General features: G+C 38.8%; 12 protein-coding genes. 9 read left to right on the forward strand and 3 right to left on the reverse strand.

Annotated features, from left to right (window positions below):
• Positions 1-568: 568 nt before the first annotated feature.
• The 7 genes from MHH23_RS11025 to MHH23_RS11055 all read left to right on the forward strand — a co-directional run bounded on the left by MHH23_RS11025 (position 569) and on the right by MHH23_RS11055 (position 8,364).
• Positions 569-1,075, forward strand: coding sequence for a GrpB family protein (locus MHH23_RS11025; protein WP_251185266.1), 507 nt, complete (start codon positions 569-571; stop codon positions 1,073-1,075).
• Positions 1,076-1,393: 318 nt separating this feature from the next.
• A complete protein-coding gene (locus MHH23_RS11030; protein WP_340959489.1) occupies positions 1,394-2,491 on the forward strand; it encodes a type III polyketide synthase in 1,098 nt (365 codons plus the stop codon).
• Complete coding sequence (locus MHH23_RS11035) at positions 2,491-3,000, forward strand: isoprenylcysteine carboxyl methyltransferase family protein (protein WP_340959491.1); 510 nt, start codon at positions 2,491-2,493, stop codon at positions 2,998-3,000. Before MHH23_RS11030 ends, MHH23_RS11035 begins: the two co-directional genes overlap by 1 nt.
• 85 nt (positions 3,001-3,085) lie before the next feature.
• Complete coding sequence (locus tag MHH23_RS11040; protein WP_223251174.1) at positions 3,086-3,172, forward strand: Fur-regulated basic protein FbpC; 87 nt, start codon at positions 3,086-3,088, stop codon at positions 3,170-3,172.
• Between the two features lie 131 nt (positions 3,173-3,303).
• Positions 3,304-6,897 (forward strand): dynamin family protein, encoded by a 3,594-nt coding sequence (locus MHH23_RS11045; protein WP_283933140.1) that lies wholly within the window; start codon positions 3,304-3,306, stop codon positions 6,895-6,897.
• Positions 6,898-6,938: 41 nt separating this feature from the next.
• Entirely contained in the window at positions 6,939-7,202 is a 264-nt protein-coding gene (locus tag MHH23_RS11050; protein WP_340959492.1) for a YpbS family protein, read from the forward strand.
• Between the two features lie 274 nt (positions 7,203-7,476).
• A complete protein-coding gene (locus tag MHH23_RS11055; protein ID WP_047946659.1) occupies positions 7,477-8,364 on the forward strand; it encodes a 5'-3' exonuclease in 888 nt (295 codons plus the stop codon).
• Between the two features lie 40 nt (positions 8,365-8,404).
• On the opposite strand, the gene MHH23_RS11060 is transcribed toward MHH23_RS11055, so the two are convergent.
• Genes MHH23_RS11060 through MHH23_RS11070 form a run of 3 tightly spaced genes read right to left on the reverse strand, consistent with a single transcriptional unit; the run spans position 8,405 to position 9,660 of the window.
• Positions 8,405-8,530 carry a hypothetical protein gene (locus MHH23_RS11060; RefSeq protein ID WP_008346357.1) on the reverse strand — a complete coding sequence of 42 codons (126 nt, stop codon included), beginning with the start codon at positions 8,528-8,530 and terminating at the stop codon, positions 8,405-8,407.
• Between the two features lie 43 nt (positions 8,531-8,573).
• Complete coding sequence (locus tag MHH23_RS11065) at positions 8,574-8,969, reverse strand: reverse transcriptase-like protein (RefSeq protein WP_079919900.1); 396 nt, start codon at positions 8,967-8,969, stop codon at positions 8,574-8,576.
• Between the two features lies 1 nt (position 8,970).
• Positions 8,971-9,660: a queuosine precursor transporter gene (locus MHH23_RS11070; RefSeq protein ID WP_007500834.1), complete on the reverse strand. Its 690-nt coding sequence runs from the start codon at positions 9,658-9,660 to the stop codon at positions 8,971-8,973.
• A 301-nt stretch (positions 9,661-9,961) separates the two neighbouring features.
• Here MHH23_RS11070 and MHH23_RS11075 point away from each other — a divergent pair, with 301 nt between their 5' ends.
• Entirely contained in the window at positions 9,962-10,861 is a 900-nt protein-coding gene (locus tag MHH23_RS11075; RefSeq protein ID WP_251211157.1) for an oxidoreductase, read from the forward strand.
• Positions 10,862-10,946: 85 nt separating this feature from the next.
• Complete coding sequence (locus MHH23_RS11080) at positions 10,947-11,852, forward strand: helix-turn-helix domain-containing protein (RefSeq protein ID WP_138278656.1); 906 nt, start codon at positions 10,947-10,949, stop codon at positions 11,850-11,852.
• Positions 11,853-11,991 lie beyond the last annotated feature (139 nt).

An 11,991-nucleotide genomic window follows, 5' to 3' on the forward strand; every position in this document is an offset into this window, starting at 1 on the left:
AGATAGCAACAGATTTAACCATTAATGCGAAGTGAAAGGAGATTCTGTATAAAGTGTTGTAAAATGACGATTTCATTGAAAAAAGGATGCTCATGTGGATATTGGAGATAGAGGCTATCAAACGCGAAATACATAGAGAAAAGCTCTTACCCTACAAAATAAAGAAGAAACAAAAGAAAGCAAAGTCAGTACAACTGAATCAGAGATTGGCTACTATGTAAAAGGTGAACGTGAAAAGTCATTTGCTTATTCCTTTCATACAGCACTTTTACTTGAAGTAAAGGTGGGGTTTGTCTACGGTCTGCACTTCTCATTTGAGAGGTGTTTTTTTTGCATAAAGCTATGTTAACTAACTCTATTAATAATCGGTTGAAGGGATTTTTGTTCTTTAGATATAAAATAAGATGAGAGTGAATGGTTAAGAATCGTATTGAATGACATCAACCAAGAAATAGATCTAAACGAATAGGATGATTGTTGAAATCTGTCTGCTCTCTCCATATGGGACCTATGATAAAGTTGGTTTATTAACATTCTCCAAATGGGTGTTAAAAGGTGGGATAAGTAAATGTTAGGATTACCAAGAGGGGAAGTCTTTTTAGTTCCTTGGTCTATTGAGTGGACAAAAGAATTTGAAAGTGAAAAGCGAAAGATAATAGGTGATATTGGTCAATACATAATCAATGTACACCATATTGGAAGTACAGCAGTAAAAGGTTTAAGCGCTAAGCCAATTATTGATATTGCAATTGAAATAGAACATTTTTTTGATGGAGAAAAATGTGTAATAGCGTTGGAAGGACTCGGTTACTCATATAAAGGAACAAACGTATTACCTGAAAGACACTACTTTAATAAAGGAGAACCACGAACACATCAAATCCATATGTACCAAAGACATAATAAGTATTTACTTGAACAGTTAAATTTCAGAGATTACTTGAGAAATAATGAGCAAGCTAGAAGTGAGTACCAACAGCTTAAACTTAAATTATCAAGATTACATGGAAATGACAAACACAAATACGCACATGAAAAAACTTATTTTATTAAGTCCATCCTTGAAAAGGTTTAGGTGAGGGTTTGCTATTTAGATGTTCATAAGAGAGGTCATTCACAGAGGAACTCCCAATTAACGGAGTTCTTTTTTTTCATTAAATCACCATTATTTTTGAACATAAATTGCATAAAAAAAAGCAGGTTCGCTTGGCTTGGAACGAACCTGTGAAGGAGGAAAACTACATCATGTTTTCACCTATATTATCCAATATTTATCAATTGTCGTCAAGACAAAAAGTTAGACGGAGGAAAATATTTTGACTGAATTGTGTCGTTTTGGCATGTATATCCTTTTTTTGATTGGGGATATTAACCGAAAAAAGAGGTGAAGCCGATGGCATACATTCTTTCAGTTGGAACAAGTCTGCCAAAACATCATGTGGATCAGCAAGCAGCTGCTCAATTTGCAAGGTCTCAATTTAAACGATCGTTTAAAGATATTGATCGGCTATTAAAAGCTTTTAATAATGGCGAAATAGAGAGTAGGCAGTTTGTACAGCCTATTGATTGGTATCAAGAACATCACTCTTTTGAAGAGAAAAATAATCTCTATGTCGAAAAAGCATTGGCTCATGCGAAAGAAGCCGTTTTTCACTGTCTGCATGAAACAGCGTTCCTTACAATGCCAGTTCCTTTTGATGAGATTGATGCTTTGTTTTTCATCTCCAGTACAGGGTTATCAACGCCAAGTCTTGATGCAAAGCTGATGAATGTTCTTCCATTTTCTCCTTATACGAAACGAGTGCCAATTTGGGGGTTAGGATGCGGGGGCGGGGCGGCAGGCTTATCTCGAGCTTATGAATACATCAGGGCGTATCCAGAAGCAAAAGTGCTCGTTGTTGCCTGCGAGCTTTGCAGCCTCACTTTTCAGCCGCAAGATCAATCAAAAAGCAATTTAATTGGAACCTCGCTGTTTGGTGATGGGACTGCGGCCGTTCTTTTAACTGGAGAAAAGGCAGCCTCTAAGTATACGCAGTTAAAAACAGTACCTAAAGTGCTTGGCACGCAGTCAGTGACCATGAAAGATTCTGAGGATGTGATGGGATGGGATTTTACCGCCGACGGATTTCGGGTCATCTTCTCACGTGACATTCCGTCCATCATTTCTGGATGGTTAAAAGAGCAAGTGGATCAATTTTTACATCAGCTAGGGTTTTCAACAGAGGATGTATCCGTTTTTCTTGCTCACCCTGGAGGAAAAAAAGTGATTGATGCCTATCTTGAAAGCTTATCTTTACAAGAGCATCAGCTATTTTCTTCAAAAGAGGTTCTGAAACAGCATGGAAACATGTCCTCTGCCACTGTTTTATATGTCATGAAGCATTTTCTTGAACATCAGTCACTAGATGCAGGACAGGTGGGGCTTTGCGGAGCACTTGGTCCAGGCTTTTCGTCAGAATTATTGCTCATGAAATGGGAGGGGCTTTCGTGATGATTTTCTGGATAGTGATTGGCATTTTCATTTGTCAGCGTCTCATTGAAATGCTTGTGGCGAAAAGAAATGAAAAGAAAGTGAAGGCGATCGGAGCGATTGAATTTGGTGCAAGCCATTATCCTTATATGGTCGCTATGCATGCAGCTTTTTTCCTCTCGCTTATTGGAGAGACATGGCTGGTGCATCGTCAACCGTCTCGTTTTTTCCTATTGCTGCTTGTGTTTCTGTTTGCGACCCAGGTGATTCGGTACTGGGCACTATGTTCACTTGGAACGTTTTGGAATACAAAAATCTTAGTCGTTCCAAATGCGATGATTGTGAAAAAGGGGCCGTATCGCTGGTTAAAGCATCCTAACTATGTGGTGGTGGCAATTGAACTGATGTTCATTCCGCTGCTATTTAACGCATTTATTACTGCCATTTTGTTTACGTGTTTAAATGGATGGATGATGATGGTCAGAATACAAACAGAGGAAAAAGCACTGAATCAGTATTTACTAAATTAATATTGAAAATCATTATCAATTGTGCTACACTTTCATTAATGATAAACATTCTCAATCATGAAGGATGGACGGTGATCACATGACAATGATTTTCTTACTCGGTACGGTCTGTGTATATAGCTTATTGATTGGCTTCGTATTAAAAGGTGTTTCAAAAAAATCTGCTTCCTGATTGCAGTCCATTGTGACTGATCGGGTAGCAGATTTTTTTATTTCCTCAGATCAGAAGAAAAATCTCTTTATTTTGTGTAAAATGGTACACATACATAACTGACTTTTCTAAAAACAAAGGGGTTTATCGTCATGAAAGACTTGTCTATTCGAGATTCGCTCGTTCAAACTACAGGTGCTTTATATCAAAGCCTTCTGAAAAGGGATGATCACGAGCGCGCAGCCAAACTTGCATCTATTATGAAAAAGGAAGCTGAAGAAGAAGTATATATCGCATTTACCGGCCACTATTCTGCTGGTAAGTCATCACTAGTGAATCATCTTCTTCATGATCATATCCTGCCCACAAGCCCAATTCCAACGAGTGCAAATTTGGTTGTTGTCAGGAAAGGGGTCAGTGAAGTTCAGCTCCATACGTCTGATGGACGTTTTGCAAAAATGAGCGGTTCTTATGATAAAGAAGCGGTGCAGCGTTTTTGTAAAGATGGGGAACAAATTGAGATGGTGGAAATTAGCGGTGATTATAGTGGACTTGAAGAAAAAGTGGCACTCATTGATACACCGGGAATTGATTCAACGGATCATGCGCACTTTTTATCCGCTGCTTCTATTCTTCATCAAGCGGATGCTCTTTTTTATGTCGTTCATTATAACCATGTCCATTCTGAAGAAAACATTCGCTTCATTCGCTCGATTAAAGAGAAAGTGCCCAATCTTTATTTCATCGTCAATCAAGTGGATCGGCATGATGAACAAGAGACAACTTTTGAAAACTACAAAAAACAAGTCGTTGAGATGCTTTTAAAAGAAGGCATTGAAGAAGAACATCTATATTTTACTTCTGTGACGGATGAGGCACACCCAAAAAACGAAATGATCGGTTTAGTGAAGAAACTACAAGAATTACAAACCATGCCTAAAGCATCACTTCGAGCCTATACAGAGCAGAAAATCGAACATGTTTTAAAAGAACATATAGACTCGTTAAAAGAAGAACTGCATGAAGAGGACCTTGATAAGCAGCTTCAAGAAAAAAGGAACGAAGTGAAAGAACTAGAAGAGAAACGCCGATTTATTGAAAATGGTGCAAAGCAGGTAGAAGATGAAGTGTCTTCTGAAGTAGAGAACATCTTAAAAAATGCAAACCTCACGCCATTTAAGATGCGAGAGCTTGCAAGTGACTATATCGAATCGAAAGCACCTGGCTTTAAAGTGGGTTTACTTTTTGCCAAAAATAAAACCGAGCAGGAAAAGGAAAAGCGGGCAAATGATTTCTTAGCAGATGTAAAAAAGAGAATGAAAGCGGAAGTTGACTGGCACATTGCCGAGCTCCTTAAGAAAGCAATAAAACAGCATCAGCTTGGGGAAGCGTTATTAGACAAAGCCATGGCATTTGAGACACCTATTGAAGAATCCTTGCTTGAAAAGGTCATTCACCAAGGGGCAACTTTTTCTAACGAATATGTTCTTCAATATGCGAAAGATGCTGGTGAAGCATTGAAAAGACAGGCGAAACAGCAAGCGCTTCAATTGATTGAACAGATGATTGAAACCTTGAAAGACCAGCTCAAGAATGAACAGGAGAAGCAAGAGGAAAAACGGGAGCAAGCGAAACAAGAGCTTCAGAGCCTTGAGGAGTATAACGAAAAAAATGAACAAATAAGACAGGATATTCAGCATTTATGGGATATTTGGCAAAACGGAACGGATGAGCATATCCCAGGTGACTGGTTTTATGCGAAAAAGCAATGGATGCAGCACGACCAGCTGGAGAAGAATCACGCATCAATTCATGTTGAAGAGAGCGATCAAGCTGCTGAACGGACAGAGCGCGATCAATACCGCCAATCACAGCATTTAACAACAGCACAATCAATTGCACAATTTAAAGAGCTTTCCCGTATTTTATCGCCTTTAGATATTATAAAGTCTCAAAGAGATTCCTTTGAAAAACGAACAGAACGGCTGCAAGCAAAAGAATTTACACTCGCATTATTTGGCGCTTTTAGTTCTGGAAAATCTTCATTTGCCAATGCGCTTGTTGGACGGAAGGTGTTACCATCATCTCCTACGCCAACAACTGCAACAATTAACAAACTGACACGACCTACGGAAGATCATCCTCATGAAAGTGTTAAAGTGGTGTTTAAAACCAAGCAGGACATTCTAGAAGAACTCGATCAGATTCTTGGATTTTCGATCACAACAGAAAAAGGAGATTCGTTTAAGGCAAAGCTGGAAAGAGTGCTGAAAAAACGGCAGCTCGAACAGGATCACCGAATCATTGTAGAACATTTTCTACAAGCCTATGCCAAGTTTCATGATGACATTGACAACCAAACCAATTTACATGTCACACTTCAAGAATTAAAGCCTTATGTAGCGGAAGAATCTGTTTCTTGTGTGGTGAAGGAAGTGACGGTGTATTTAAGTACACCTCTGACAGATAAAGGGCTGACGATTGTCGATACACCAGGTGCTAGCAGTATGAATAAGCGTCATACAGAAATCGCCTTCCAGTATATGAAGGATGCAGACGCCCTTCTTTATTTAACGTATTATCAGCATTCTTTCTCAAAAGCTGATCGCTCATTTTTACGGAAGCTTGGACTCGTAAAAGATTCCTTTAGCATGGATAAAATGTTCTTTATCATCAATGCAGCTGATTTGGCTAAGGATCAAGCAGAGCTTGAAACCGTATTTGACTATGTACGAAGCGAGCTCACAAAAGAAGGCATTCGCAATCCAAACCTGCATCATGTGTCTAGTAAGGAAGAGATCGAAGGGAAAGAGCCGACATCTTATAATCAATATGCAACACTGAGAAAACAGCTTGACTATTTTATTGAGGAAGAATTAACGAAAGATGCCATTGAACTTTTGCATTTTGAAGCTAATACATTATGTACAACGGTCGATAGACTACGTGCGACCTTGCATCAATCAGAAGATGAGAAAGAAGCTGAAAAGAAAAACATCAAGACATCCTATGAAGCCATTCTCGAAAAAATGCAAGATGTGAAACGGTCTAAGCTTGTGACTGAAAGCGTAAAAAAAGACGTGCATGAACAGCTCTATCATATTGTACAGCGGCTTTCATTATTTGCGAATGATCTATTAAAGTCGGCTTTTTATCCTGGCATATCTCAAGGGAATTTTGGTCAGCAGTTAAAAAAGGCACTTGAGAAAGCGTTAAAGGAGTATGAATTTGAATTTGTGCAGGAGCTCAAGGCACTTGATATCCGAATGGAATCGTTTATCAATCATTATTTCCAGGAGGAGTGGGAAAAAGGGATGCAGGCTGCATGTGCGGAAGATCCTTACTTTTCTCTTAGCCTGTCAGCCCCTGAGGGGAAAAATGCTGAGCTAAAACAAATTGAAGTTGAAGCAGAGATTACACCATTTGAGCCGCTTTTAAAGAAACAAAAATCAGCGAAAGCCTTCTTTGAACAAAATGAAAAGGCTACGTTTATTGAAGCCATTCGAGATGTTCTACATCAAATGACAACACGTTGGGCAGATAACGAAAAAGAAGAGTTGCTGAGCAGATATGAAAAGCTAGTGAAGACCTATACTGAAAGGTACGAACAAGATGCTCTCCAACAGCTCAATGAGCAAAAACAGACATTTATGACAAGCCTTACAACAGATGCTGAAAAACAGGCGATCATTGAACAAGTTTATGAACAAACAAATGAATGGAAGAACCAGTTGAAAACGATATGATTCATGATAGACTATATAAAAAAGAAAGCAGTTGATAGACGATGACGAGCGTACACGAAGAAATTTCTGCACATTCACAGAAACAACATGCCCACATCCAATCTTTTCTTGCACTTGAACAAAAAAGAGAGCAGGCGATTGAATCGGCTGTGAAAAAATGTGAACACAATGAACCATTTTCAATAGATGAGATCAATGCCATCACGTCTAAAATGAATGAGCTTGCCCGAGGCGGAATTGTTCCGCTTCGTAAACATGTCACGATTGAGATGGTGGAGGAATACACCCAGCGTAAACAGAAATAAAGAGTAACTTTCTCATTTTTGGTCATCTTAACAAATGAACCAGAAAGGGGAATGCTCATGGCAAAAAAGCAAAACGTAAAGCAGCAGAAGGAGCGCATGCCGAAGGAAAAAGGCATGCCATCCTACGCAGAAGCGGAAACGAAAAAAATGCAATATGGTAAAAAGTAATCGGGCTGCCTCTTCTTTATCAAAAGAAGAAGGCGCCTTTTTTATGTTCGTTTCGATGTTCTATGATAGAATAGGAGTATTGTTTATAAAAAGGGAGCTTAGATGAATGAATAAACACGTCTTACTTGTAGATGGAATGGCACTTCTTTTTAGGTCGTTTTATGCGACGGCTGTCCATCGCAATTTTATGATAAATGATCGTGGTGTACCGACAAATGGAGTGAATGGGTATTTGAAGCATTTGTTAACAGCTGTCCAAACATTTGAGCCGACTCATATCGTATGCTGCTGGGATATGGGGAGCCAGACATACCGGAACGAATTGTTTCAAGATTATAAAGCCAATCGAGGCGAGGCGCCTGTTGAGCTTATCCCACAGTTTGATTTAGCAAAAGAGGCGACAGAAGAACTTGGGATCATGAACATTGGTGTGAAAGGTTTTGAAGCAGATGATTGTATTGGAACGCTTGCATCAATCTATCAAAACGAAGCACATGTGACCGTCTTAACAGGAGATAAAGATTTGCTGCAGATCTTGAATGAACAAGTGACCGTGGCTTTAATGCAAAAAGGCATCGGGAATTATAAGCATTATACAAAAGCCCTTTTTGAAGAGGAAATGGGCATATCTCCAAAGGCGCTGATTGATATGAAAGCGCTGATGGGTGATGCTAGCGATAATTACCCTGGTGTAAAAGGAATCGGCGAAAAAACAGCATTGAAATTTATCCAAACGTATCAAACGATTGATCGACTGTTAGAAAATGTTCATGCATTAACGGCAGCTCAGCAAAAGAAAATGCAAGCAGGATTAGAAGATTTGAAGCTTTCTCGTATACTGGCAGAAATTAAATGTGATGTACCACTCAGCTGTCCGATTGACGAAACAAAAATAAAAATGGACCCAGAGCGGGCAGCGGCAATGCTTCGCTTGCATCAAATTAAAGGGATCGAACCAATGGTTAACCGCTTAAGTCAATTAGGAATCAGTTAAGGTTGTTCTTATGTAGAAAAGAAACAAAGGGCTACATGTATTAGCCCTTTGTGTTGCTTTTTTTCGCCTTATTTTCTAATTGCGATATTGGCTGTTTATCTTTTGTTTGCGCATCACCTTGAGGAGTCGTTCCGTTTGTCACGCGGCCTCTGTTCTCTTTATCCAATTCGTATCACCTCACACATTAGCATAACCAAAAGAAAAGCGATTCATCCTTTTGAAAGGTGAATCGCTTTTCTAGCGAGCTGATCAGCCACTTGATTTTCCTTGCTCGGAATCCACTTAATGAAAAATAAATCAAATTCGTTTTGAAGCTGCAGCATTTCTTCGATAAAATGACGAAAAGATGGATTTTTGGCAAATCCTGCATTGGCTGCACGATCCACTACTTGTGAATCAGTGCGGAATGAAACGGTCCGTAATCCTTTTTCTACGCAAATTTTCATGCCTTCAATGAGCGCGGAAAACTCTGCTTCATGATTGCTCATGATGCCAAGAGGAATGGAGAAAGATTCAGCTTTTCCGTCATATTTCAAGAAAATGCCGATGCCAGATGGACCTGGGTTTCCGGCACTAGCACCGTCAATATATATTTCAGCTGGCAATTTATTTCCCCCTTTCATCAATCGGAACCATTTTTTTCGCCGCATAGGCATAAGGTGTGCCAATGGCAGCGACGATAAATTTAATCACATAAGTCGTGATGAAAATTTCGATCCATATATGAAATGGGTAGGTCCCAAGAAAGGCAATGGTTGTGAAAACAAGTGTATCAAGCAGCTGGCTAATCATTGTACTCCCCGCATTTCGCAGCCAGAGCGCACCATCTGAAGGAAATATCCGGCGAATAAACGAATATACATAAACATCTAACATTTGACTGATGATATAAGCAGCAAGACTACCAAGAGCGACCCTTGGCATAAAGCCAAATATCGTTTCTAATGATGATTGGGAAATGTCAGATGGAGCGGGATGGAAAAGCAAAGCCTCCTGCATGACAACAGTTAATGTTAAAAGGGTGGCAAAGCCAATCCAGACAGCTTTTTTCGCTTCGGTTTGTCCATATTTTTCATTGAGGACGTCCGTTGCAAAGAACACACTGCCATATAAAATGTTGCCAAGTGTTGCTGTTAAGCCAAATAATTCAACGGTTTTGACCACTTGTAAATTGGCAGCAACTGTTGCAAAACCAATCCATACGAAAAGCCCCATCTTGCCAAATCCTTTATAAAATAGAAGAACAATGATAAAATTAATGATCGCAAATAAGATCCAAATACCTTCATTAAACAAGTGACATGAACTTCCTTTCTAAATGTAAAATGTAACTTTTTGATTATAGCATAACGTATGTTTACCTTAAAAGGGTTGTACTAGCGATGATGACATCATCCGCAAACATAATGTTATTTCGGTCGACTTCTATTTTATTGAGGCCTTTTTTTATTTTAGTAGCCTTTTTTCTTTGAGACGGAGCATAGTATTACAGAGATTTGGATAAATCCGCAGTGGATGCGTATATGTACCAAACTGTTCATCAAGGGTAATCTGAACTTAATGAATTAAATAAATTCTAGAAGGGCAGGAGACGAATTTGAGAAAACAGCATTGGGACACAACCAAAATACCTGATCAAAAGGGAAAGGCTATTATCGTAACAGGCTCAACGAGCGGTCTTGGTAAAGAAGCTGTAAAAAACATTGCAGGTAAGAACGCAAAGGTTATTATGGCTGTAAGGAATGTAGATAAAGGTAAAGAAGTAGTCAACGATATCAAAAGGGAATTTAAACATGCGGATATTGACGTTCGGAAATTAGACTTAGCCAATCTGAGTTCTATTCGAGCTTTTGCAAATGTAATGGTGGAAAACTATGATCGGTTGGATATACTGATTAATAATGCAGGAATTATGTTTCCTCCTTACTCTAAAACCGTTGATGGGTTCGAGAATCAGTTCGGAACCAATCATCTAGGCCACTTTGCGTTAACTGGCTTACTTATGCCTCTTTTGAAAAAGACAGAAGGATCAAGAATTGTCGTGCTATCCAGTTTAGGCCATACGATGGGAAAACTCGATTTTGAAGATTTGAACTGGGAAGCGAGAAAATATGATACACAGAAGGCTTACGGTGACAGTAAATTAGCAAACCTTTACTTCACGTATGAACTTGCAAGAAGGCTCAAAAGAGAAGGTGATCACCCAAGAATTACGGCTGCACATCCGGGTTGGACAGCTACAGACTTACAGAGAAATTCAGCTTTTATGAGCAGGATGAATAGGTTTTTTGCACAGCGTGTGCATATGGGGGTTTTACCTACCCTTCGAGCTGCTTTTGATGAAAAGGCTAAAGCCGGAGATTTTTTTGGACCATCCAAATTGATGAATATGAGAGGGTATCCTGTAGCACATCAATCTAACAAACTATCGTATGATGAGACAATTTCAAGAGAATTATGGAAGCGTTCAGAGGAAATGACGGGAATAAAATTCTAACCTGAAGTAGAACGTTTATTCAAAGTAAAGAGAATTGAAATCATGAAAGAGTACAGACTATTTGTAATCATAAAAGGATGATAAGATGCACGAAACGACAAGGATTGATTCAATTTCTTCATTACATGAGTTTTTGGGGTATGACAAACCCAAACATCCTCAGATAACATGTATAGAACTAAACAAATTTAATCCTACAATGGTACATCAGACCAAACAGTTTATCAATGGATTTTATACGATATCATTAAAAAACGGTGCGAATTTTGATATCAAATATGGTCGACGCTACTATGATTTTAGTGAAGGAAGTATGATCTTCGTGGCACCGGAACAGTTATTAACGGTTGACTATGATCCAGGTGATACCGTTTCCGAAGGTTGGATGCTATGTTTTCATCCGGATTTGATTAGAAAAAGTTCATTAGGAAGTAAAATGGATGAGTATTCTTTCTTTTCTTATGCAGCTAACGAGGCACTTCATTTATCAGAGAAGGAGAAGGATACTGTAACAAAAATAGTGCACATCATAATTGAAGAGTGCAATCAAAATATAGATATATACTCGTCAGACTTAATTGTTTCCAGTCTTGAAGTATTGCTTAACTATGCACAACGATTCTATGGGAGACAATTTATTACCAGAAAAACGATTCATCATGATGTGGTAGACAAATTTGAACAATTGTTAAAAGAAAGCTTTTCCTTGCAGTATCTGGGTGAGAACGGTATACCTAGTGTTAAAGAGCTTGCGAAAGGAATGGGGTACTCAACAAATTACTTAAGTGATTTGTTAAAGAGAGAAACGGGAAAAAATACACAAGAACATATTCATTATCAGATCATCAATCATGCAAAAAACTTGCTATCCGGTACTTCAGAACCGATCTCTAATATTGGTTATAAACTTGGTTTCGAATACCCGGCCAATTTTTCCAAATTCTTTAAATCACGAACAGGAATGTCGCCGAATCAATTTAGAAAAAATTAGAGCAGATCGAACAAGCTAGAAAAAGAGCTAAGCTACAAGCTAGTTCCTGCATTCTACAGGAGCCAGCTTGTTTATATTTTTTCTTCGTTGTAAAAAATCGGATCAACTCTTCAATTCTCTTTTGTACCTCATCCAAACT

It is taken from the genome of Bacillus sp. FSL K6-3458, from assembly GCF_038005045.1.
In the GTDB taxonomy this organism is placed as follows: domain Bacteria; phylum Bacillota; class Bacilli; order Bacillales; family Bacillaceae; genus Bacillus; species Bacillus altitudinis.

What these genes read in the sequence shown, in the direction of transcription:
- MHH23_RS11030 (WP_340959489.1), top strand. Translation starts at nt 1,394, where the DNA reads ATGGCATACATTCTTTCAGTTGGAACAAGTCTGCCAAAACATCATGTG.
- MHH23_RS11035 (WP_340959491.1), top strand. Translation starts at nt 2,491, where the DNA reads ATGATTTTCTGGATAGTGATTGGCATTTTCATTTGTCAGCGTCTCATT.
- MHH23_RS11050 (WP_340959492.1), top strand. Translation starts at nt 6,939, where the DNA reads ATGACGAGCGTACACGAAGAAATTTCTGCACATTCACAGAAACAACAT.
- MHH23_RS11055 (WP_047946659.1), top strand. Translation starts at nt 7,477, where the DNA reads ATGAATAAACACGTCTTACTTGTAGATGGAATGGCACTTCTTTTTAGG.
- MHH23_RS11040 (WP_223251174.1), top strand. Translation starts at nt 3,086, where the DNA reads ATGATTTTCTTACTCGGTACGGTCTGTGTATATAGCTTATTGATTGGC.
- MHH23_RS11045 (WP_283933140.1), top strand. Translation starts at nt 3,304, where the DNA reads ATGAAAGACTTGTCTATTCGAGATTCGCTCGTTCAAACTACAGGTGCT.
- MHH23_RS11025 (WP_251185266.1), top strand. Translation starts at nt 569, where the DNA reads ATGTTAGGATTACCAAGAGGGGAAGTCTTTTTAGTTCCTTGGTCTATT.
- MHH23_RS11080 (WP_138278656.1), top strand. Translation starts at nt 10,947, where the DNA reads ATGCACGAAACGACAAGGATTGATTCAATTTCTTCATTACATGAGTTT.